The sequence below is a fragment of the Kitasatospora indigofera genome (genome assembly GCF_014655955.1).
Lineage (GTDB): Bacteria > Actinomycetota > Actinomycetes > Streptomycetales > Streptomycetaceae > Kitasatospora > Kitasatospora indigofera.
Window position 1 is genome coordinate 121,486 of record NZ_BNBO01000019.1, and the last position, 21,511, is coordinate 142,996.

18 protein-coding genes are annotated in these 21,511 nt (G+C 75.0%); 7 read left to right on the forward strand and 11 right to left on the reverse strand.

Annotation, left to right across the window (positions count from 1 at the left end):
- Positions 1-256, forward strand: a 256-nt coding sequence (locus IE329_RS18390; protein WP_190211987.1) for a hypothetical protein, incomplete at its 5' end; no start/stop codon positions are given.
- A gap of 117 nt (positions 257-373) precedes the next feature.
- Here IE329_RS18390 and IE329_RS18395 read toward each other — a convergent pair.
- Together IE329_RS18395 and IE329_RS18400 are read right to left on the reverse strand one after the other, a co-directional pair.
- On the reverse strand, positions 374-1,360 hold the full coding sequence (locus tag IE329_RS18395) for a lytic transglycosylase domain-containing protein (RefSeq protein ID WP_190211988.1): 987 nt from the start codon (positions 1,358-1,360) through the stop codon (positions 374-376).
- 224 nt (positions 1,361-1,584) lie between these two features.
- A complete protein-coding gene (locus IE329_RS18400) occupies positions 1,585-2,451 on the reverse strand; it encodes a helical backbone metal receptor (protein ID WP_229927556.1) in 867 nt (288 codons plus the stop codon).
- 265 nt (positions 2,452-2,716) lie between these two features.
- Between IE329_RS18400 and IE329_RS18405 the strand changes: the two genes are divergently transcribed.
- The 4 genes from IE329_RS18405 to IE329_RS18420 all read left to right on the forward strand — a co-directional run bounded on the left by IE329_RS18405 (position 2,717) and on the right by IE329_RS18420 (position 7,678).
- Positions 2,717-3,985 (forward strand): ATP-binding protein, encoded by a 1,269-nt coding sequence (locus IE329_RS18405; RefSeq protein WP_190211989.1) that lies wholly within the window; start codon positions 2,717-2,719, stop codon positions 3,983-3,985.
- Between the two features lie 142 nt (positions 3,986-4,127).
- Positions 4,128-5,417, forward strand: coding sequence for a cytochrome P450 (locus IE329_RS18410; protein ID WP_190211990.1), 1,290 nt, complete (start codon positions 4,128-4,130; stop codon positions 5,415-5,417).
- 153 nt (positions 5,418-5,570) lie between these two features.
- Complete coding sequence (locus tag IE329_RS18415; RefSeq protein WP_190211991.1) at positions 5,571-6,935, forward strand: CoA transferase; 1,365 nt, start codon at positions 5,571-5,573, stop codon at positions 6,933-6,935.
- A 128-nt stretch (positions 6,936-7,063) separates the two neighbouring features.
- Entirely contained in the window at positions 7,064-7,678 is a 615-nt protein-coding gene (locus IE329_RS18420) for a DUF6461 domain-containing protein (protein ID WP_190211992.1), read from the forward strand.
- 41 nt (positions 7,679-7,719) lie between these two features.
- Here the strand turns inward: IE329_RS18420 and IE329_RS18425 are convergent, their stop codons facing one another.
- Positions 7,720-8,346 carry an alpha-ketoglutarate-dependent dioxygenase AlkB family protein gene (locus tag IE329_RS18425; RefSeq protein ID WP_229927561.1) on the reverse strand — a complete coding sequence of 209 codons (627 nt, stop codon included), beginning with the start codon at positions 8,344-8,346 and terminating at the stop codon, positions 7,720-7,722.
- 125 nt (positions 8,347-8,471) lie between these two features.
- Positions 8,472-9,005, reverse strand: coding sequence for a methylated-DNA--[protein]-cysteine S-methyltransferase (locus IE329_RS18430; protein WP_190211993.1), 534 nt, complete (start codon positions 9,003-9,005; stop codon positions 8,472-8,474).
- Positions 9,006-9,273: 268 nt separating this feature from the next.
- Between IE329_RS18430 and IE329_RS18435 the strand changes: the two genes are divergently transcribed.
- On the forward strand, positions 9,274-11,238 hold the full coding sequence (locus IE329_RS18435) for an NAD-binding protein (RefSeq protein ID WP_190211994.1): 1,965 nt from the start codon (positions 9,274-9,276) through the stop codon (positions 11,236-11,238).
- A gap of 113 nt (positions 11,239-11,351) precedes the next feature.
- Here IE329_RS18435 and IE329_RS18440 read toward each other — a convergent pair whose 3' ends face one another.
- The 7 genes from IE329_RS18440 to IE329_RS18470 form a co-directional block, all read right to left on the reverse strand.
- The gene (locus IE329_RS18440) at positions 11,352-12,131 is read right to left on the reverse strand and encodes an enoyl-CoA hydratase (RefSeq protein WP_190212017.1); all 780 of its coding nucleotides are present in this window, start codon (positions 12,129-12,131) and stop codon (positions 11,352-11,354) included.
- A gap of 119 nt (positions 12,132-12,250) precedes the next feature.
- On the reverse strand, positions 12,251-13,300 hold the full coding sequence (locus IE329_RS18445) for an enoyl-CoA hydratase/isomerase family protein (protein ID WP_190211995.1): 1,050 nt from the start codon (positions 13,298-13,300) through the stop codon (positions 12,251-12,253).
- Positions 13,301-13,419: 119 nt separating this feature from the next.
- Positions 13,420-14,640 carry a fumarylacetoacetase gene (fahA, locus tag IE329_RS18450; RefSeq protein ID WP_190211996.1) on the reverse strand — a complete coding sequence of 407 codons (1,221 nt, stop codon included), beginning with the start codon at positions 14,638-14,640 and terminating at the stop codon, positions 13,420-13,422.
- The gene (locus IE329_RS18455) at positions 14,637-15,521 is read right to left on the reverse strand and encodes a hypothetical protein (protein WP_190211997.1); all 885 of its coding nucleotides are present in this window, start codon (positions 15,519-15,521) and stop codon (positions 14,637-14,639) included. The genes fahA and IE329_RS18455 overlap by 4 nt, the downstream gene beginning before the upstream one ends.
- Positions 15,518-16,732: a homogentisate 1,2-dioxygenase gene (locus IE329_RS18460; RefSeq protein ID WP_190211998.1), complete on the reverse strand. Its 1,215-nt coding sequence runs from the start codon at positions 16,730-16,732 to the stop codon at positions 15,518-15,520. Before IE329_RS18460 ends, IE329_RS18455 begins: the two co-directional genes overlap by 4 nt.
- 81 nt (positions 16,733-16,813) lie before the next feature.
- Positions 16,814-18,028, reverse strand: coding sequence for a 4-hydroxyphenylpyruvate dioxygenase (gene hppD, locus IE329_RS18465; protein WP_190211999.1), 1,215 nt, complete (start codon positions 18,026-18,028; stop codon positions 16,814-16,816).
- Between the two features lie 199 nt (positions 18,029-18,227).
- Entirely contained in the window at positions 18,228-19,544 is a 1,317-nt protein-coding gene (locus IE329_RS18470) for a phosphoribosyltransferase family protein (RefSeq protein WP_190212000.1), read from the reverse strand.
- A 459-nt stretch (positions 19,545-20,003) separates the two neighbouring features.
- Between IE329_RS18470 and IE329_RS18475 the strand changes: the two genes are divergently transcribed.
- Positions 20,004-21,347: a M28 family metallopeptidase gene (locus tag IE329_RS18475; protein ID WP_373311229.1), complete on the forward strand. Its 1,344-nt coding sequence runs from the start codon at positions 20,004-20,006 to the stop codon at positions 21,345-21,347.
- The last annotated feature ends 164 nt before the right edge of the window (positions 21,348-21,511 follow it).

A 21,511-nucleotide genomic window follows, 5' to 3' on the forward strand; every position in this document is an offset into this window, starting at 1 on the left:
GGTCGCCGAGGCGGCCGAGTCGGCCAAGGCCGTTCGTCCTCGTCGTCCGAAGAAGCCGGACTTCACGCCGGGCAAGCCCGTCACGGCCTACTCGGCCGCCGAGCTGCTCGCCGTGGTGCGGTGGATCGACGGTGACGCCGTCGAGCGTACCGACGAGGAGCTGCTGCGCGCGGCGATGAAGGAGTTCGGCTTCGCGCGGCTCGGTCCCCGGATCAAGGAGGCCCTGGGCACCGCGGTGTCCGAGGCCCGTGGCTGACCCCCTGCTCCACCGAGGTACCCCGTAGCAGCAGAGAGCCCGGCGGATCCGTCCGCCGGGCTCTCGTGCGTGCCGGGCGCCGAGGTGCCGTAGGCCCTCCGTACCGGCTGCCGGCGGTCAGCCGGCGGCGTTCCAGGGGGCGCTGGCCATCAGGGCCTTCACGTTGGCGACGTAGCTGGGGTTCGGGATGACCAGGCTGCCGGTGGTGGTGTTGGTGACCGGGTCGGTGACGGTGTTGTAGTGCACGTTGCCGGCCCCCGCGTTGTAGGCGGCGATCACCAGGTCGAGCAGCGGGGTCTTGCCGGTGGCCGGGTCCGGGGCGAGGTCGTACTTGCCGCCGAAGCCGGAGTCGCCGTAGTACGCGACGAGCCAGTCGAGCAGCTGGGTGCCGAGCTGGACGTTGCCCTCCAGCGTCTCCGGGTCCGACTTGGCGGCGAACTTGCCGTTCATCCAGGTGACGGTGGCCGGCATGACCTGCATGGTGCCGATGCCGCCGTCGCAGGCGAGGATGCCGGACTGCCAGCCGCTCTCCTGCCAGGCGATGGCCTTGACCAGGTTGGCGGGCAGCGGCGGCATCTTGTCGGTGCCGCCGTTGCTCAGGTTCAGCACCCGGGACTGGCCGGCGGCGGCGGTCAGCGCGGCGCCGACGGCGGCCTTGGGGTCGTTCGGCCGCGGGTAGCTCGGCTTGCAGGAGCTCTGCAGCGGCGGGACGTGGGTGGTGGCCGGGGCCGGCGGCGGCGGGGCCGCCGGGCCGGGCTTGGCGACCGGTGCAGGTGCGGGCGCCGGGGCCGCCGCCTGAGGCGCGGCTGCCTTGGTGGGCGTCGCGGACGGCTTCGCGGTGGCGCTCTTGCTGGGGGCGGCGGTGGTCGCCTTGGCCGAAGGGCTGCCCGAGGCACTGGGAGACGCACTCGGGCTCTCGCTCGCCGTCGGCGTCGGCGACGGTGAGCCGCTCGCGGTCGCGGTGGAGCCGGCGGCCACCGGGGTGGCAGCGGCCGCGTCGCTCGCGTCCCCCTGCGACTTGTGACCGCAGGCCGTGAGCAGCGCGCCGGACAGGGCCACCGTCGTGACCAGAACCGTCGCCCGCCGCGCAGACTTCGTGTGCATCCGGAACCATCCCCCCATGGACGAACCATGCTCGAAAGAAGCGTCATCCTACGGTGGGCGGTCCGACGGGTGGTCACCAGGGCCCCGGCCGTGGCTCGGCCGTTCCCCGGCCGTCAGTGCGCCGGGGAGACCCCCGCGCCGTTCGCGTCCCCGCCCCGGTTCCCCTCCCGGATATCGTCCCCGCCCCGGTTCCCCTCCCGGATATCGTCCGCGCCCCGGTTCCTCTACCGGTTCCCGTCCCCGTCCCGGATCGCTTCCCCGTGCTCGGCCCCGGTCACGGCGGGCAGGCGGGCGGCCAACTGGGCGGCGAGCAGCGTCGGCGCCTCGGCCAGTGAGGGGCCGTACCAGGTCAGGTGCCGCCCGCTGACCAGGGCGGCGGGCACACCGGGGAAGGCCTCAGGGCCGTCCTCGGCGGTGAAGCGGTACGGCTCGTCCGGCAGGACGACCAGGTCCGGGCGGGCGGCGTTGAGTTCACCGACGGGGACGGCCGGGTAGCGCTCGGGGTGGTCGGCGTGCAGGGGCGGGGCGCCCAGCTGGCGCAGGAGGTCCCCCGCGAAGGTGTCGCGGCCGAGCACCATCCAGGGCCGGCGCCAGACCGGGACCACCGCGCGCAGCGGCCGGGCGGGCGGCCGGACGCCCCGCCAGGCGGCCTCCGCCTCGTCCAGCCAGGCCGGCCGGGGCAGGCCGCAGGCGAGGCCGAGCATCCGGTCCAGGGAGGCCAGCGCCTCGTCCAGGGTGCGGATCCCGGTGACCCAGACGGGCAGGCCGGCGGCCCGCAGGGCGTCCAGGTCGGGGAGCCGGTTCTCCTCCTCGTTGGCGAGCACCAGGTCGGGCGCCAGCGCGACGATCGCCGGGACGTCCGGGTTCTTGGTGCCGCCGATCCTGGCGACCATGAGGTCCGCCGGGTGGGTGCACCAGTCGGTGGCGCCGACCAGCAGGCCGGGCGCGGTGACGGCCACCGCCTCGGTCAGCGAGGGCACCAGCGACACCACCCGCCGGACCGCGCCGAGCCGGACGGCCAGCCCGAGGTCGTCCTGGAGCGTCCGGGCGGCCGGCGGGTCGGTGGGCGGATCAGCACGGTGGTCGGCCATCCGGTCACGATAGCCGGGCCCGACGGCCGGGGCGGGCTTCCCGCCCGGGGCCGGAGCACCGCGGGCAGGTGCCCGGGACGCCCGCCGGCCCGGTGCCCAGGGCTCGGCGCCGGCTGCCCGGCGACGGCGGACGGGGGCTCCGGCCGCCGTCCGGGTAGGTGCGGATCGTCCGAATCCCGCCGGCGTCCTTGTCCGTTCCGGTGCGGGCCCGGCGGCAGCCGTCGCCCCTAGCGTTCGGGGACCACGGCGACGAGAGGCGGCACCGGTGAACTGGCTGATCCACGACTACCGCGAGGACGATCTTGCGGCGGTCGTCCATCTGATCGACACCACGGCGGAGCTGGGCCAGGAGTCCGTGTTCTCCCTGGCGGAGTGCATCGGGGCGCTGACGTCCCGCCAGCCCGCGGTGGTCGCGGTGCACCAGGGCACCCCGATCGGGGCGGCACTGGCCTGCGTGGCGGGGGAGCGGGCCTGGGTGATGCGGATCGCGATCGCGCCGGCCTGGCGCGGCCGCGGTCTGGCGAGTTCGCTGCTGCGCGAGCTGGAGCGGCGCCTGGTCGCGGGCCGGGTGCGGCGGATCGCCTACGTGCTGCCGGAGGAGGAGCTGCTGGGGGAGGGCCTGCACAACGCGGGGTACGCCCGGCGCCCGGCGGCCGCGTACTTCGAGAAGACCGAGCCGGCCGGCGGCCCGGCGACCGGCCTGCTGGAGGAGCTGGGCGGGCGGCTGCTCCCCGGCGACCTGTGGGAGCGGGTCGCGGGGATGGAGGCGGAGAAGAACCTGATCGAGCGGCGGGTGGTGCTGCCGCTCGCCGAGCCGGAGCGGGCCGCCCGGCACGGGGTGCGGGCGCCGCGGGCGATCGCCCTGTTCGGGCCGCCCGGGACGGGCAAGACCACCTTCGCCCGGGCCATCGCCTCGCGGCTGGGCTGGCCGTTCGTGGAGCTGCTGCCGTCCAGGCTGGCGGACGAGGGCAACCTGGCGGCCGCCCTGCGGGACGCCTTCGCCCGGATCGGGCAGCTGGAGCGGGCCCTGGTCTTCATCGACGAGGTGGAGGAGATCGCGCCGGTCCGGACCGAAGGCGTGCAGGGTGGCATGCACGGGGTGACCAACGAGCTGCTGAAGCTGATCCCGGGGTTCCGGGAGGGCGAGGAGCGGCTGCTGGTGTGCGCCACCAACTCGGTCCGTTCGCTGGACCCGGCCTTCCTGCGCCCGGGGCGCTTCGACTACCTGATCCCGATCGGCACCCCGGACCCGGCGGCCCGGGCGGCGATCTGGTCCCGCTACGCGGCCGGCCGCGCGGACGTGGACCTGGACGTGCTGGTCGCCGCCAGCGACCTGTTCACCCCGGCGGACATCGAGCACGCCGCCCGGGTCGCCGCCCAGAGCGCCTTCGAGCGGGACCTCACCGCGCCGGACGGCACCGAGGGCGCGGGCACCCGGGACTACCTGGGCGCGATCGAGCAGGCCAGGCCGACCGTCACCCCGGCGATGATCGAGGAGTTCGGCGCGGACATCACCTCGCACGCGCGGGTCTGAGACCGGTACTCGCTCGCCGTCCGGGTCTCCGCACCCGGACGGCACGACGATCAGTCATACCTTAGGGAAATAAGCATGGTTTGACACCGAACCAGTCGGTGCCCGCTAAATGTGGGCACCGACAGGCACAGGGAGAGGGACCATGAGCGCAGTCGCGGGGACTTCCACCGGAGCGGGATCCGTCCGGACCGACATCGACCTCGCCGACCCGCGGTTCTGGAAACTCCCGCCCACCGCCCGGGCGAGCGCCTTCGCCGAACTCCGCAGGCTCCCCGGCCCGGTCTTCTTCACCGAACGCCCTGCCGCCGGCAAGCACCCCGCCAAGGGCTTCCACGCGCTGGTCAGGCACGCCGACGTGGTCGAGGCCAGCCGGAACGCCGGCGTCTTCATCAGCGGCCCCGGCGTCACCACCCCGGAACCCGCCCGCTGGGTCCGCACCCTGTTCGGCGACTCGATGGTCAACCTGGACGACCCCCGGCACGCCCAGCTGCGCCGGATCATCTCCCGGGCCTTCACCCCCCGTCTGCTGGCCCGGGCCGAGGACGACATCCGCCGGGTCGCGGCCCGGCTGGTCGACGGGGTGATCGAGCGGCGCCCGGCGGACTTCGTCAGCTCCGTCGCCGCCGAGCTGCCCTTCCAGGTCATCTGCAACATGATGGGCATCCCCGAGGAGCCCCGGCGCGCCATCCTCGACCAGGTCAACCACGCCTCCGAGCACACCGGCGTCGACCGGCCGCTGCGCAGCCGGATCCGGATCCCCGGCCGCGGACTGCGTGCCCTGGCCCGGATGCAGGGCATGGTCGCCGACCTCGGCCGCGAGCGCCGCCGCCACCCCGCCGACGACCTGATCTCCGCCCTGGTCACCGCCGACGTCGACGGCCGCCACCTCACCGGCCGCGAGCTGGGGGCCTTCTTCTCGCTGCTGCTGGTGGCCGGCGTCGAGACCACCCGCAACGCGCTCACCCACGGGCTCAGCCTGCTCACCGAACACCCCGGGCAGCGCGAACTGCTGTTCTCCGACTTCGACCGGCACCTCGGCGGCACGGTCGACGAGATCATCCGGCACGCGACGCCGATCATCCAGTTCCGCCGCACCCTCGCCGCCGACCACGAGCTGAACGGCACCCGGCTGGCCCAGGGCGACAAGGTGGTGCTCTTCTTCGGCTCGGCCAACCGGGACGAGGCCGTCTTCGCCGACCCGGACGCCTTCGACATCACCCGCTCGCCCAATCCGCACCTCGGCTTCGGCGGCGGTGGCCCGCACTACTGCCTCGGCGCCCACCTGGCCCGCCAGGAGATGAAGGTGCTGCTGCGCGAGCTGTTCACCCGGCTGCCCGACCTGCGCGCGACCGGCGCGCCGGAGCTGGTGCCGTCCAACTTCGACAACCGGGTGAAGTCGCTCCCCTTCACCTTCGGCACGCCGGCGGCCTGAGCCGGGCCGGCCCGGCCCGATCCGAGCCGCCCCGTCCGGGCCCGCCGGGCCGTCCGGAGCGGCCGCGCCCGGTTGCTCCCGGCGGCGCGCGACGACCGTCGGCCAGGCGGGGGCGGCGCCGCCCGCGGGCACCCGTGCAGCACAATGCCCGGTATGACACCGGGACCTGACGCCGCCACCGCCCACGCCTGGACCGCACTCGGCGGTGACGAAGCGCTGCTGGAGCGGGTCTCCTTCCACGGCCCGCCCGGCCTGCCGGACGCCCGGCTGCCGGTGCGGGAGCTGGCGCGGGCCACCGTGGCGGCGTGCTCGCTCGCCGCGGCCGAACTCACCGCGGCCCGGGGCGGGCGGGCCGTGCCCGCCGTCCGGACCGACGAGGACGCGGTCGCCACCGCCTTCGTCAGCGAGCGCCATCTGCGGATAGACGGCCGGGCCGCGACCACCTTCGCGCCGCTGTCGGGCTTCTGGCGGACCGCCGACAGCTGGGTCCGCACGCACGCCAACTACCCGCACCACCGGGCCCGGCTGCTGGCCGCGCTCGGCCTCCCGGACGGCGAGGACGAGGCCGCCGTGCACAGGCTGGCGGCGGTCCTGCGCGAGCTGCCGGCCGAGCAGGTCCAGGAGCGGGCGTACGCGGCGGGCGCGCTGGCCGTCGCCGTGGCGGCGCCCGGTCCGGCGGCCGGGCACCCGCTGGTCGAGGCCGTCCGCGTCGGCGAGGCCGCCGCCCGGCCGCTCGCCGGCGCGCCGCTGCCCTGCACGGGGATCCGGGTCCTCGACCTCACCCGGGTGATCGCCGGCCCGGTCGCCACCCGGACCCTGGCGCTGTTCGGTGCCGACGTCCTGCGGATCGACCCGCCGCACCTCCCGGAGTCCGCGGACGCGCACGCCGACACCGGCTTCGGCAAGCGTTCCACCCGCCTCGACCTGGCCGCCCCCGCCGACCGGGCCGTCTTCGAGGACCTGCTCGCCGGCGCCGACGTCGTCGTCACCGGCTACCGCCCCGGCGCCCTGGACCGCCTCGGCCTCGCCCCGGAGGCCCTGCTGGAGCGCCGGCCCGGCCTGGTCGTCGGGCAGCTCGACGCCTGGGGCCGGAGCGGCCGGTGGTCCGGCCGGCGTGGCTTCGACAGCCTGGTCCAGGCGGGCACCGGCATCGCCACGATCGAGGCCGGACCGGACGGCCGCCCCGGCGCGCTGCCCGCCCAGGCCCTGGACCACGGCACCGGCTACCTGCTGGCCGCCGCCGTCCTGCGGGCCCTGACCGACCGCGGCGCCACCGGCGGCGGCCGTCTCCTGCGGCTCTCCCTCGCGGGCACGGCCGACTGGCTGCTGCACGGCATCCGGCCCGTCGTCGCGGAGGCCGCCGCCGGGCCGTCCGGCCCCGTTCCTCGGCTCGCCGAGCGGGACTCCCCGATCGGCCGGCTGCGGTACGCGCCGCCCCCGGCCGGGTACGAGGGCGGGCCCACCGACTGGTCCCGCCCGCCGGGGCGCTGGGGCACCGACGCACCGGTCTGGAGCTGAGGCCGGGCCAGGGGGCGGGGACAGGAGCGGAGGAGCAGGAGCAGGAGTGCAGGGACAGGAGCGCAGGGACAGGGCCCGGGACGGACGCCGGGGCCGACGGTGTCACAGCTGCCTGGGAGGGTGGGCCCATGACCGCACACGCCACCGACTACCGCTGGTTCTCCGAGGCCTTCCCCGGGCTGCGCGAGGCCTACTGCCTGACCCTGGTCGAGGGGGTGTCCCCCGAGGAGCTGCTGCGCCGGGCGGGGGCGGAGCCGGAGGAGCGCCACACCGGGGTGTCCGAGCTGGTCGAGGCCGCGTACGACGCCTGGGACGAGTACGACGGCGACCGGCTGTTCATCGCCGCCACCCCGCTCGGCGGGTGGGCGCTGGCGGTCGAGCCGAACGGGTACCTCGGCATCGCCGCCCCGGTGCTCGCCGCGCTCTCCGCGGGCACCCGGCTGGTCTCGCACTTCCGCAACGTGAACGCGGTCGACCACTTCCACTGGCAGCGGGACGGCCACAACCTCCTGCACTTCGAGCCGCTCTTCCCGGCCCGGCGGGACGGCAGCGAGGCCGGGGCGGCGGCCGGGATCATGCGGGAGGCGGGTTTCGACCTCACCGAGGGCGACGAGCACGACCACACGCTGCACACGGAGGCCGCCTTCGCCCTGGCCGAGCGCCTCACCGGCGTCCGGCTGACCGCGGAGCTGCTGGAGAGCGCCGTGTTCGTGGCCGGCACCGCCCCGAGGCCGCGCGGCTGAACCGGCCCGGGCACCGGCGGCCCGGCCGACGGTGCCCGGTGTCAGCCGCTGAGCCCGGTCACCCGCATGGTGATGTTCAGCCGCCCGCCGGCCAGGCCGCAGGCCGGGTCGCAGGTGCCGGGGCGCACCTTCGGCACGCCGTGGTACGCGAAGCGGGACGGCCCGCCGAAGACGAAAAGGTCGCCGGAGGCCAGTTCGACGTCCGTCCAGGGCCTGGTGCGGGTCTCGGTGTTGCCGAACCGGAAGACACAGGTGTCGCCGATGCTCAGCGAGACCACCGGGGCGTCGGACTTCTCGTCCTTGTCCTGGTGCATCCCGAGCTTCGCCTCGCCCTGGTAGAAGTTGATCAGCGCGGTGTCGGGCGTCCAGTCCTGGCCGGCCGCCGGGTCCTGGTAGGCCTCGACGAGGGCGCGCCGGCCCAGCTCCACCATCCAGCCGGGGAAGGGCGCCACCGGCCGGCCGTTCACGTCCTCCGCGACCCGGGTGTACCGGTACGGCTGCCAGTGCCAGCCGATGCAGACCGTCTGCACCGACATCACGCCCCCGCGCGGCAGCCGGGTGTGCCGGATCGGCACCGGCCCGACGGCCCAGCCCCGGCAGGCGGCGACCAGCTCCCGCTGCCGGCCGAGGTCCAGCCAGCCCGGGACGTGGACGGCACCCGGCGCGATCTCCGTCCTGGCTCCGGGGTCCCCGGGGCGGGGGTCGGGAGGGCCGTCGGGGAGGCCGTCGGGGAGGGGGAAGAGCGCGTCCACAGCCGCTGTCCTGCCGTTCCTGGTTTCCTTGCCCGTTCCTGCTACGAGGATGCTACGGACTCCGGCCAGCCGGCCAGGGCGGCCGCCGCGCCCTCCAGGACGAGCAGCTGTCGCTTGCGCTCCGTCCCGCCCGCGTAGCCGGTCAGCGAGCCGTCCGCGCCGATCACCCGGTGGCACGGACGGACGATCATCAGCGGGTTGGCCCCGTTGGCGGCCCCCACGGCCCGCGCCCCGTTCGGCAGGCCCAGCGCGGCGGCCAGCCGGCCGTACGTGGTGGTGCTCCCGTACGGGATGGCGTCCAGGGTCGCCCAGACCCGGCGCTGGAAATCGGTGCCGGTGACCGTGCACTCCAGGTCGAACCGGGTCAGGCCGCCGTCGAAGTACCGGGCGAACCGGTCGGCGATCACCTCGAAGGCCGCCGGGTCGTGCCGCCAGCCGGGGCGGACGGTCACGGCGCGTCTGGTGCCGGGTACGCAGGCGGCCGCCAGTGCGGTGCCGCCGACCGCGGTCGGGGACTCCTCGCCCACCAGCAGCAGGGTGCCCAGCGGGCTGTCGATCGTCGTGTGGACAGTCATCTCAGCCGTCGTCCTGTTCGTGCGTCCTCGGTGTGCCTCACCACCACTCTGCGGGTTCCGCCGGGCGGTGTCCGGCGGAAATCGGACTCGACCCTTCCCGGGCCCCGGGCGCTGCGCGACCGGCCGCGGCGACCGGCCGGCGAAGGCCCGGCGCGGGGGCGCGGGGGCGTGCGGGGCCCGCTTCCCTCCGTCCGGCCCGGGGAGAGATCGCCCCTTGGCCATCCCGCGGTCACCCGCAACACCCTTCGCATCAGTAGGATCTGACGATATGACTCATGAAGGGTGGGGGAGCCCCTCGGTCGAGCAGCAGCCGCAGCAGCACTACATCGTGTGCGGCGGCAACGCGTTGGCCCACCGGCTGGTCCTGGAACTCGTCGAGCACTACGACGTCCCCGTCGTCGCCCTCGTCCCTGACCGCACCCGGGACCACGCCCCGCGGATCGAGCAGATCCCCGGCGTGGCGGCCGTCGTGGAGTACGCCAGCCTCACCGACGAGGCCCTGCGGGCGGCCCGGGTGGAGACCGCCCGCGGCATCGCGCTCGTCGACGGCAGCGACCAGGACCACATTCACGCGGCGCTCAGCGCCCAGGGCCACAACCCCGGCATCCGGATCGTGCTGCGGATGTTCAACCAGCGCCTCGGCGACAACATCGAGCGCCTGCTGCACAACGGCACCGCGCTCTCCGGCTCCGCCACCGCCGCCCCGGCCTTCGCCAACGCGGCGCTCTCCCGCCCCAACTCCGTCCGGGTCGGCGACCGTTTCCTGTACGTCGCCTACGACGAGGACATCGACTCCGGCCAGGTCTGCGTGGTCGCCGACCGGATCGACCGGCAGGACCTCGGCCGGCTGCGCCTGCTGCCCGACCTCGGCGGCAGGTCCGCCGAGTTCATCGAACTCGCCCGGCGGTTCGGCGACGACGGACCGGTCCGCCCCGCCGGCGGGCCGCCCGGCGCTCCGGGGCCGGCCGGCGGCCCGGAGCCCGTCGTGGGCCCGGAGCCCGCTGCGGACCCGGGCCCGGCCGCAGACCCCGATCCTGAACCCGGTCCCGCCCCCGAGGCCGTACCTGGACCGGAAGCCGCACCCGCACCCGCTCCCGCGCCCGAAGCCGACGCCGAGGCCGTCGCGGACCCGGCGGCCGGGGTGGCCGCCCTGCAGAGCCTGCCGAGCGAGCCGTCCGTCCGGATCCCGTGGTTCCGGCGGCTGCGCTGGCGGCTGCTCGACACCCTGCGCTACGTCACCAGCGCCCGGTTGCGGCTGGTCCTGCTCACCGCGCTGGCCGCCGTCCTGTTCTCCTTCGCGGTGATCTGGTACCTCAACCGCGACTTCGGCTGGACGCTCTACCTGGCCCTGCTGGACCTCGCCGGCGCCGCCCAGCCGGACCAGCCCGGCGGCGGCAGCGGCGGCACCGGCGGGACCTGGCAGCGGGTCGCACAGGTCGTCATCACGTTCTGCGGCATCACCTTCGCCCCGGTGGCCACCGCGATCATGGTGGAGGTGCTGGCCTCCGGCCGCCGCGGCCCGGCCCGCAACCCCGGCGCCGGCACCCGCGAGCACGTCGTGGTGGTGGGCCTCGGCAACGTGGGCACCCGGGTGGCGGCCCTGGTGCACGAACTGGGCGTCCCGGTGGTCTGCGTCGAACGCGACCCGCAGGCCCGGGGCGTCGCCGCCGTCCGCACCCTGGGGATCCCGGTGGTGGTCGGTGACGCCACCCTGGAGACCCAGTTGCGCCGGGCCCGGATCCACCGCGCCCGGGCGGTGGTGGCCGTCACCAACGACGACGCGGCCAACCTGGAGGCCGCCCTGGAGGCCCGCGCCGTCAGGCCGGGGCTGCGGGTCGTGCTGCGGCTCTTCGACGACAACTTCGCCCACCACGTCTACGCGACGCTGGACAACGCGGCCTCCCGCTCGGTCTCCTACCTGTCCGCCCCGGCCTTCGCCGCGGCCCTGATGGGGCGCGAGGTGCTCGGCACGCTCTCGGTCTTCCGGCACGTCCTGCTGATCGCCGAACTGCGGGCCGACGAGGGCGGCGGGCTGGCCGGCATGAACCAGCACGACATCGAGGACCCGGGCGGGGTGCGGGTGATCGCCGTCCGGCACGCCCGGCGCCCCAGGGAGTACCTCTGGAACCACGCCGACCGCACCCGGCGGCTGGTGCCGGGCGACCGGGTGGTGGTCGCCGCCACCCGGAGCGGCCTGGCCCGGCTCAACACCCCGGTACCGAACGACGACTGACCGGGCCCCGGGTACTCGCCGGGGGCCGGGGAGCGGCCCGGCCCCCCGGGCGGCCGCCACGCGGCCCCGGGCGGACCGGGCCCGGCGCGGGCCCGAGGCCGGGCGCACCGGCCTCAGCGGTGCCGGAAGTCCGGGGTGCGCTTCTCGGCGAACGCCGCCATGCCCTCCTTCTGGTCGGCCGTCGCGAACGCCGCGTGGAACAGCCGGCGCTCGAACCGGACGCCCTCCGCGAGGGTGGTCTCGAAGGCCCGGTTGACGCTCTCCTTCATCATGATCGCGGCCGGCGCGGACATCGCCGCCACCGTCTCGGCGGTGGCGAGCGCCTCCGCCAGCAGGTCGGCCGCGGGGACGATCCGGGACACCAGCCCGGCCCGCTCGGCCTCCTCGGCGCCCATCATCCGGCCGGTCAGGCACAGCTCCATGGCCTTGGCCTTGCCGATCGCCCTGGTCAGGCGCTGCGAGCCGCCGATCCCGGGAATGACGCCGAGCTTGATCTCCGGCTGCCCGAACTTGGCGGTGTCGGCCGCCAGCAGGATGTCGCACAGCATGGCCAGCTCGCAGCCGCCGCCCAGCGCGAACCCGGCCACCGCCGCCACCACCGGCTTGCGCAGCTGCCCGAGGCGGTCCCACGGCCCCAGCCAGTCGTCCAGGTAGACGTCGGGGAAGCCGTTGCCCTGCATCTCCTTGATGTCCGCGCCCGCCGCGAAGGCCTTCTCCGAGCCGGTGACGACCAGACAGCCGATGTCCGGGTCCCGGTCGAAGGCGGTGGCGGCCGTGACCACTTCGTTCATCAGCTGGTTGTTGAGCGCGTTGAGCGCCTTGGGACGGTTGAGGGTGATCAGGCCGACCCGGCCCTTGCGCTCGACGAGGATGGTCTCGTACTCGGTCGACATGTCGTCGGTCATCGCCATTGACTCCCATTCCCTGCTCCGGCGGCACGAGGCGCGCCCTGACGGTCCCACGATCCACGACGGGCCCCGCCGGGCGCCAGTCTTGGCATGCGAGACGGTGGTCACCAGCCGGCGGTTCGGGCCAGTCCGAGTTCGTCCGCCCCGCGCGGGGCGAAGAAGCGGTCCACGTCGGCCGCGGAGACCTCGGCGAGGGTGGCGGGGGACCAGTGCGGATCGCGGTCCTTGTCGACCACCTGGGCCCGGATCCCCTCGACCAGGTCGGGGGCGTCCAGGGCGGCGCAGGAGACCCGGTACTCCTGGTCCAGCGCCGCCTCCAGCGAGTCGAGCCCGCGGGCCCGGCGCAGCGCGGCGAGGGTGACCTTCAGCGCGGTGGGCGACTTGGCCAGGATCTGCTCGGCGGCCTCCTTGGCCTCCGGGACGCCGGCGGCGAGCAGCCGCTCCACGATCTCCTCCACGGTGCCGGCCGCGTAGCAGGAGTCGATCCAGTCGCGCTGCCCGGCCAGGCCCGCGGCCGGGGCGGGCGCGGCGAACTCCCGCACGGCCTCGGCCGGGTCGGCGGTGGCCAGGGCGGCGGTGAAGGCGGCCAGCCGCGCGCCGGGGACGAAGTGGTCGGCGAAGCCGCAGAGCAGCGCGTCGCCGGCGTCCATCGAGGCGGCGGTGAGGCCCAGGTGGGTGCCGAGTTCGCCGGGGGCGCGGGCCAGCAGCAGGCTGCCGCCGACGTCCGGGACGAGCCCGATCCGGGTCTCGGGCATCGCCACGGTGGAGCGCTCGGTGACGATCCGCAGGCCGCCGTGGGCGGAGAGGCCGACCCCGCCGCCCATGGTGATGCCGTCCATCACCGCGACGTACGGCTTGGGGTAGCGGGCGATCAGCGCGTTCAGCCGGTACTCGTCCCGGAAGAACGCGCGGGCGCCGGCCCCGCCCGCCTTGGCGTCGTCGTGGATCGCCCGGATGTCCGCACCCGCGCAGAGGCCGCGTTCGCCGGCGCCGGTGAGCACCACGGTGGCCACCGAGTCGTCCGCGGCCCAGCTGTCGAGCGCCTCGCGGACGGCGGTCAGCATGCCGTGGGTGAGCGAGTTGAGCGCCCGCGGGCGGTCCAGCACGATCCGGCCGGCCCGGCCGTCCCTGTGCAGCTGTACCTCGGTGGTCATCGGGCCGCTCCCGTCCGCTCGGTGCCGTGCAAGATCTCCCCGACACCGTACCCGCCCCGCCGGCCCGGCCCGCCGGGCGGCCGTACGGGCGTCGGCGCCGCCCGTACGGCCCGGGCCGGTCAGGGCAGGACGCGGCCGGTGACCTCGCCGAAGCCGATCACGGCGCCGTCCGGGCCCGGCGCGGTCGCGGTGATGGTGACCTCGTCGTCGTTCTCCAGGAAGGCCCGGGTGCTGCCGTCGGGCAGCTTGACCGGGTCCTCGCCGTTCCAGGTCAGCTCGATCAGCGCGCCGCGGGTCTCCTTCGCGGGGCCGCTGACCGTACCGGAGGCGAACAGGTCGCCGGTGCGCAGCGAGGCGCCGTTGGCGGTCATCTGGGCGAGCTGCTGGGCGCCGGTCCAGTACATGGTGGCGAACGGCGGCCGGGAGACGGTGTGCCCGTTCAGCCGGACCTCCATGGCGATGTCCAGCCCCCAGGGCTCGCCGCCCCGGTCGTCCAGGTACGGCAGCGGCTCGACGTCCCGGGCCGGCGGCGCGACCCGGGCGTGCTCCAGCGCCTCCAGCGGGACGATCCAGGGGGAGACCGAGGTGGCGAAGGACTTGCCCAGGAACGGGCCGAGCGGTACGTACTCCCAGGCCTGGATGTCGCGCGCGGACCAGTCGTTGACCAGGCAGACGCCGAACACGTGCTCGGCGAAGCCGTCCATCGGCACGGGCGTGCCGAGCTCGGACGGGGTGCCCACGACGAAGCCGATCTCGGCCTCGATGTCCAGGCGCCGGGTGGGACCGAAGTCCGGCACGGCGTCGGCGGGCGCCTTGCGCTGCCCGTGCGGGCGGACCACCGGCGTGCCGGAGACCACCACGGTGCCGGCCCGCCCGTGGTAACCGATCGGCAGGTGCTTCCAGTTGGGGGTGAGCGGCTCGGCGCCGGGCCGGAAGATCCGGCCCAGGTTGGTGGCGTGGTGCTCGGAGGCGTAGAAGTCGACGTAGTCGGCGACCTCGAACGGCAGGTGCATGGTGGCCTCGGCCACCGGCACCAGCAGCGGCGAGAGGGCCGCCCGGTAGGACTCGTCGGTGAGCCAGGCGGTCAGCCCGGCCCGGATCTGCGCCCAGGCCGGCCGGCCGGCCGCCAGCAGCGGGCCCAGCGAGTCGGCGTCGAGCAGGACGGAGGGCACTCCGGCGGCCCGGGCCGCGCCGCCCGCGTCCAGCACGAAGTCGCCGATCCGCACGCCGATCCGGCGCCGGCCCGGGCGGGCCTCGGTGCTGAAGACCCCGTACGGGAGGTTGTGCACGCCGAACGGCGAGTCCTGCGCGGAGGCGAGCCAGGAGCGGGCGGTGGTCAACGGTCCTCCAGGGGCGGTGGTGCGGGGGGCGTCAGCAGGCCGAGTCCGGCCAGGTCGTCCAGCGGTTCGGCGATGCTGCAGGTGCCGAAGGCGGTGAAGGAGGCGCGGGCCAGCGCCACCTGGGGTGCGGTCAGGCCGGAGGCGGCGCCCGCGAGGATACCGCCCGAGCGCTCCCGCAGGGCCTGCGCCGCGCCCTCCCGGCCGTCCTGCCCCGCGGCGACGGCGGCCAGCAGGACGTTCAGGAACCCGTGGTGCTCGAAGCCGGTGGCCGGATCGGTGTGCCGGACGGCGTGGTGCAGCCCGGCCGTGCACTTGTACGGGATGCCGCGCTCGGCGCAGCCCGCCAGGAACCCCGCCAGCTCCTCCTCGTCCGGGAAGGCCCCGGCGCTCAGCCCGCCGGTGCGGAACTTGGCCCGGTAGGGCGTCCCGGCGAGCGCGTCCAGCGAGGCCTCCAGGCCCGCCCCGCGCGGGAGTTCGACGGCGGCGGGCACACCGGGCGGCAGCTGGGCGTCCAGCGCCGCCACGGCGGCCCGGACGTCCGCGGCGGTGGGCCCCACGCCGCCCAGCTCCACGCCGGCCGGCAGGATCCCGCCCGGCCCGATGCCCGCGACGGTCCTCAGTGCGGCCGGCAGGGTCGCGCTGCCCCCCGGCAGCACGATCCCGACCCGCAGCGGAGCCTCCGTCAGGTACGGCAACTCGCCGAGCCGGGCCGCCCCGCAGAGGAACGGCCCGACCGCGGCGGCGTACCAGGCGGTGCGGTGCGCGCGGTGCGCGGGCACCGCGAGGACGAGCGGCAGGTCTCCCGGGGGGAAGACCGCCGCGTCGTCGAACAGGCCCCGGAACAGCGGCGGGACCTCCCCGCCGGGCGGTCGCCGGCTCATCGGCCGGGCCCGCGGCCGGACCACGTCCAGGCGTAGCCCGGGTCCTCGCTCGCCCGGCCGCCCTCGCCCAGCTCCAGCGGGCGGAAGGTGTCGACCATCACCGCGAGTTCGTCGAAGAACTCGGCGCCGATGCTGCGCTCGTACGCGCCCGGCTGCGGCCCGTGGGTGTGCCCGCCCGGGTGCAGCGAGATGGAGCCCTGGGCGATGCCGGAGCCCTTGCGGGCGGCGTAGTCCCCGCCGCAGTAGAACATCACCTCGTCGCTGTCCACGTTGGAGTGGTAGTACGGCACCGGGATGGACAGCGGGTGGTAGTCGACCTTGCGCGGTACGAAGTTGCAGATCACGAAGCCGTTGCCCTCGAACACCTGGTGGGCGGGCGGCGGCTGGTGGATCCGGCCGGTGATCGGTTCGTAGTCGGCGATGTTGAAGGCGTAGGGGTAGAGGCAGCCGTCCCAGCCGACCACGTCGAAGGGGTGGTGCGGCACGGTGTAGCGGGTGCCGGCGATCCCGTTCGGGCCGCGGTGCTTGACCAGCACGTCGACGTCGCCGCCCTCGCCCGCGACGGTCTCGGCCAGCAGCGGCCCGGCCGGCCCGCGCAGGTCCCGCTCGCAGTACGGCGCGTGCTCCAGCAGCTGCCCGTACTTGGAGAGGTAGCGCTTGACCGGGGTGATGTGGCTGTTCGCCTCGATGCAGTAGGCGCGCAGCGGCTCGTCCCCGGCGGGGACCCAGCGGTGGGTGGTGGCCCGGGGGATGATCACGTAGTCGCCCCGGCCGACCTCCAGCGAGCCGAAGACGGTCTCCACCGTGCCGGCGCCGGACTCCACGTACACGCACTCGTCGCCGAGCCCGTTGCGGTACAGCTCGCTCGGCGCGCCGGCCACCACGTAGCTGATCCGGACGTCGGCGTTGCCGAGCACCAGCCGCCGCCCGGCGACCACGTCGGCGGACTTCCACTCCTGGCCGGCGAACAGCTCGTGCAGCTTCAGGTGGCGGGGGAGCAGGGGGTGGTTGGGCACGGTGGCCTGGTCCGGCAGCTCCCAGGGCACGGCGTTCACGACGGCCGACGGGATGCCCCGGTGGTAGAGCAGCGAGGAGTCCGAGGAGAAGCCCTCCTCGCCCATCAGCTCCTCGTAGTACAGCCCGCCCTCGGGGGTGCGGTGCTGGGTGTGCCGCTTGGGCGGAATGCTGCCCAGCTGCCGGTAGTGCGCCATGGTCCGCTCTCCCTTGAGCCGATCGGTGGCCGGTCGGGCCGGCCGGCCGGGAGCGCTGCCCCCGGCCGGCCGGCACCCCGGTCAGAGGTTGCCGCGACGGTCCTGCTCGCGCTCGATGGACTCGAAGAGCGCCTTGAAGTTGCCCTTTCCGAACCCGAGCGAACCATGCCGCTCGATGAACTCGAAGAACACCGTCGGCCGGTCGCCCTGCGGCTTGGTGAAGATCTGCAGCAGGTAGCCGTCCTCGTCACGATCGACCAGGATGCCGCGCTTCTTGAGCTCCTCGACCGGCACCCGGACGTGGCCGATCCGGGCGCGCAGCTCCGGGTCGTCGTAGTACGAGTCGGGGGTGGCCAGGAACTCCACGCCGCGCGAGCGCAGCACGTCCACCGTGGTCAGGATGTCGTTGGTGGCGAGCGCCAGGTGCTGGCAGCCGGGGCCGCCGTAGAACTCCAGGTACTCGTCGATCTGCGACTTCTTCTTGGCCACGGCGGGCTCGTTCAGCGGGAACTTCACCCGGTGGTTGCCGCTGGCGACCACCTTGCTCATCAGGGCCGAGTACTCGGTGGCGATGTCGTCGCCGACGAACTCGGCCATGTTCACGAAGCCCATGACCTTGTTGTAGAAGCCCACCCACTCGTTCATGTGGCCGAGCTCGACGTTGCCGACCGCGTGGTCGAGCGCCTGGAACAGCCGCTTCGGGGCGCCCTCGGGGCGCTCCACCTTGGTCTCGGCGACGACGTAGCCCGGCAGGTAGGGGCCGTGGTAGCGGGAGCGGTCGACCAGGGTGTGGCGGGTCTCGCCGTAGGTCGCGATCGCGGCCCGGCGCACGGTGCCGTTCTCGTCGGAGACGTCGTTCGGCTCCTCCAGGATCCGGGCGCCCTGGGCGCGGGCGTGCGCGATGCACTTGTCCACGTCCGGGACCTCGATCGCCAGGTCGACGACGCCGTCGCCGTGCCGGCGGTGGTGCTCCAGCAGCGGGCTGTCCGGGGCCACCCCGCCCTTGATCACGAAGCGGCAGGAGCCGGAGCGCAGCACGAAGGCCTTGCGGTCGCGGCGGCCGGTCTCGGGGCCGGAGTAGGCGACCAGCTCCATGCCGAAGACGACCTGGTACAGCTGGGCCGTCAGGGTGGCGTTGCCGACGACGAAGACCACCGCGTCCTGGGCGATCACCGGGAAGGGGTCGGCGGCGGGGTCGTGCTCGACCAGGCCCACCAGGCGGCGCAGCTGCTCGGCGTCGAGGCCGGCCTCGCGCTCCTCGGGGGTCAGCTCAAGGGCGTGTGACTGGGTGGTCATCGGTCTTCCTCCGCAGTGAGGCGTCCGCGCCGCGGGGGTGGGCGGTGCGGTTGATCGCCGAGCTTGCTCCAGCCGGGCGGATTGCACAACAGGTGGGGATTCCACTGCTCAATGTGTACAAGGTGAGCAGGAAATCCGCCGCCGCGCTGCACAGATTGCCCGGTCCCCGGCGGGGGTGGCGCGGGCCCGGCCGTCGGCTTCACGAGTGCTCGGGCCCCGGCCGGGCCGGGCCGGTGAGGTGGCGCAGGAACCAGTCGCGGGCCAGTCCCGCGGCCGCCGCCAGCGTCCCCGGCTCCTCGAACAGGTGGGTGGCGTGCGGCACCACCGCCAGCTCGTTGGGGCAGCGCAGCCGCTCGCGGGCCCGTTCGTTGAGTTCGGTCACCACCGGGTCGCGGCCGCCGACGATCAGCAGGGTCGGGGCGCGGACCCGGCCGAGCCAGCTGCCGGCCAGGTCCGGGCGCCCGCCCCGGGAGACCACGGCCGCCGGCTGCGCGCCGTCCTGGCCGGCGGCCCAGAGGGCGGCGGCGGCGCCGGTGCTGGCACCGAAGTAGCCGAACGGCAGGCCCACCGCCCAGCGCTCGTACGTCAGCCGGTCGGTGACCTGGGCCAGCCGCCCGCCGAGCAGCGCCACGTCGAAGACCTTCTGCCGGTCGGGCTCCTCCGCCTCGGTGAGCAGGTCGAACAGCAGGGTGGCCAGCCCGGCCCGGTTCAGGACGTCCGCGACGAAGCGGTTGCGGGGGCTGTGCCGGCTGCTCCCGCTGCCGTGCGCGAACACCACCACCCCGGTGGCGCCGTCCGGGACGGTGAGCCGGCCGCCGAGCCGGCTGCCGTCGGCCAGCACGGTGACCTCGCGGTCGGTGCCCGGCGGGCCGGCGAACCGGTGCAGGCAGCGCAGCACCTCGGCGTCCTCGGTCTGGGTGAAGTCCTCGTAGAACTCGCCGATGGCGAAGAACGGGGACGGCGTGGCGACGCAGACCAGCTGGTCGGCGACGTCGCCCAGCCGGACCGTCCAGTCCTTGGGCGCCACCGGTACGGCGAGCACCACCAGGGCGGCGCCCCTCGCCCGGACGATCTCGCAGGCCGCCCTGGCCGTCGAGCCGGTGGCGACGCCGTCGTCGACCACCACCACGGTGCGCCCGCGCAGGTCGGCGGGCGACCGGCCGCCGCGGTAGCGCTCGGCCCGGCGCTCCAGCTCGGCCCGTTCGGTCCGCTCGACCTGGGCGATCTGGGCGGGCGAGGCGCCCGCCATCCTGACCACCTGGTCGTTGATCACCCGGGCGCCGTCCTCGCCGATCGCACCCATCCCCAGCTCCGGCTGGGTGGGCACGCCCAGCTTGCGGATCACGCAGATGTCGAGCGGGGCGTGGAGCGCCTCGGCTACCTCGGCGGCCACCGGTACCCCGCCGCGCGGGAGGGCGACCACCACGAGGGGCTCGCCGCGCAGGTGCCCGAGCCGGGCGGCGAGTTGTCGTCCGGCGTCCGTCCGGTCGGTGAAGTACGTACCCGTGAAGTGCATGACCGCCGCCTCCATGGTCCACGGTACGACTCGGGGCGGGGGTCGGGGCGGTCGTGTGTGGGCCGCCCGGGTGGGCCCGGCCAGGTCCGGCGGCGGGGTCGCGTCCGGAGCCCCGGCGCCGGCGGCCCGGCGGTTCGGGGACGCGCGGCGGTGCCCGGGCTGGGCGCGTGGGGTGGGGCTTGCGGGTGCGGCTTGTGGGGCGACGGCGCGGGCGGGGTGGCCGGGGCGGGCCGGCGGACGCGCTGCTGGACGGGCCGGTGGACGGCCGGGAGGTGCCCCGGGGGAGCGGCCCGGCGGCGGGGCGGGGAGCGGTGCCTCTTGACGAAACCTTTATCCGGCCTAATCATCATGGTCGCGTCAACTGTGCGGGGAGGGGCCGACCGGCTCCACCCGCCCGTTCCTGACGTCCGTTCCGTTCTGCCCCACCAGAATCTGGAGCCTCCATTGAGCCAGCGCGCCCTGCGGCGATCCCGCCTGCGCCGATCCGCCCTCGCGACCGCGGCGGCCCTCTCCGTCGCCGCCGCCGTGTTCGCCCCCGCCGCCCGGGCCGCCCGGCCGGCGGCGCCGGCCGCCCCGGCGGCCGCACCCTCCGCCGCCCTGGCGGCACCGGACATCCCGGTCGCCAACGTCAAGGCGCACCTCGCCCAACTGCAGTCGATAGCCACCGCCAACGGCGGCAACCGGGCCCACGGCAAGGCGGGCTACAAGGCCTCGATCGACTACGTGAAGGGCAAGCTGGACGCGGCCGGGTTCACCACCACGCTGCAGTCCTACACCTACAGCGGCGCCACCAGCTGGAACCTGATCGCCGACTGGCCGGGCGGCGACGCCTCGCACGTCGTGATGGTCGGCGCCCACCTCGACTCGGTGACGGCCGGCCCCGGCATCAACGACGACGGCTCCGGCTCGGCCGGCATCCTGGAGGCGGCGCTGGCCGTCTCCCGCGCCGCCCTGCAGCCCACCAAGCACCTGCGCTTCGGCTGGTGGGGCACCGAGGAGGCCGGCATGGTCGGCTCCAAGAACTACGTCAACAGCCTCTCCAGCGCGGACCGTTCGAAGATCGAGGCCTACCTCAACTTCGACATGATCGGCTCGCCCAACCCCGGCTACTTCGTCTACGACGACGCCGCCGCGCTGGACCAGCTGTTCCAGACCTACTTCTCCGGCCTCGGCGTCGCCACCGAGCCCGAGACCGAGGGCGACGGCCGCTCCGACCACTCGCCGTTCAAGAACGCGGGCATCCCGGTCGGCGGCCTGTTCAGCGGCGCCGACTACATCAAGACCAGTGCCCAGGCCGCCAAGTGGGGCGGCACCTCGGGCCAGGCCTTCGACCGCTGCTACCACCAGTCCTGCGACACCTCGGCCAACATCAACGACGTCGCGCTGGACCGGATGAGCGACGCGATCGCGTACGCGCTCTGGACGCTGGGCACCGGGACGACCACCCCGCCCACCGGGACGGTCTTCGAGAACACCGCCGACGTCGCCGTCCCGGACAACGGCGCGGCCGTGACCTCCTCGGTCACCGTCACCGGCCGCACCGGGAACGCTCCCGCCGCGCTCGCGGTCGGGGTGGACATCAAGCACACCTACCGCGGTGACCTGGTGATCGACCTGGTCGCCCCGGACGGCTCCACGTACCGGCTGAAGAGCTCCAGCAGCAGCGACTCCGCGGACAACGTGATCACCACCTACACGGTGAACGCGTCCAGCGAGGTCGCCAACGGCACCTGGAAGCTCAAGGTCCAGGACGTGGCCGCGCAGGACACCGGCTACATCGACAGCTGGAAGCTCACCTTCTGATCCCCGCCGGCGGGCCCACCATGCCCCGCCGGAACGGCAGTACGGCCCGGACTCCCCGGGCCTCCTGAACCCCGGGTGGGGTGCCGCCCGGTCAGTCGTTCCGCCGGTCGCTGTTCCGCCGGTCGCCCACGGTCAGCCGTCCGGACGGACCGTCCGGACGGCTG

Excerpts from the sequence above, each read along its gene's own strand:
- IE329_RS18395 (WP_190211988.1), bottom strand. The coding sequence starts at position 1,360 with ATGCACACGAAGTCTGCGCGGCGGGCGACGGTTCTGGTCACGACGGTG.
- IE329_RS18400 (WP_229927556.1), bottom strand. The coding sequence starts at position 2,451 with ATGGCCGACCACCGTGCTGATCCGCCCACCGACCCGCCGGCCGCCCGG.
- IE329_RS18410 (WP_190211990.1), top strand. The coding sequence starts at position 4,128 with ATGAGCGCAGTCGCGGGGACTTCCACCGGAGCGGGATCCGTCCGGACC.
- IE329_RS18415 (WP_190211991.1), top strand. The coding sequence starts at position 5,571 with ATGACACCGGGACCTGACGCCGCCACCGCCCACGCCTGGACCGCACTC.
- IE329_RS18420 (WP_190211992.1), top strand. The coding sequence starts at position 7,064 with ATGACCGCACACGCCACCGACTACCGCTGGTTCTCCGAGGCCTTCCCC.
- IE329_RS18430 (WP_190211993.1), bottom strand. The coding sequence starts at position 9,005 with ATGACTGTCCACACGACGATCGACAGCCCGCTGGGCACCCTGCTGCTG.
- IE329_RS18435 (WP_190211994.1), top strand. The coding sequence starts at position 9,274 with ATGACTCATGAAGGGTGGGGGAGCCCCTCGGTCGAGCAGCAGCCGCAG.
- IE329_RS18440 (WP_190212017.1), bottom strand. The coding sequence starts at position 12,131 with ATGTCGACCGAGTACGAGACCATCCTCGTCGAGCGCAAGGGCCGGGTC.
- IE329_RS18445 (WP_190211995.1), bottom strand. The coding sequence starts at position 13,300 with ATGACCACCGAGGTACAGCTGCACAGGGACGGCCGGGCCGGCCGGATC.
- IE329_RS18455 (WP_190211997.1), bottom strand. The coding sequence starts at position 15,521 with ATGAGCCGGCGACCGCCCGGCGGGGAGGTCCCGCCGCTGTTCCGGGGC.
- IE329_RS18460 (WP_190211998.1), bottom strand. The coding sequence starts at position 16,732 with ATGGCGCACTACCGGCAGCTGGGCAGCATTCCGCCCAAGCGGCACACC.
- hppD (WP_190211999.1), bottom strand. The coding sequence starts at position 18,028 with ATGACCACCCAGTCACACGCCCTTGAGCTGACCCCCGAGGAGCGCGAG.
- IE329_RS18470 (WP_190212000.1), bottom strand. The coding sequence starts at position 19,544 with ATGCACTTCACGGGTACGTACTTCACCGACCGGACGGACGCCGGACGA.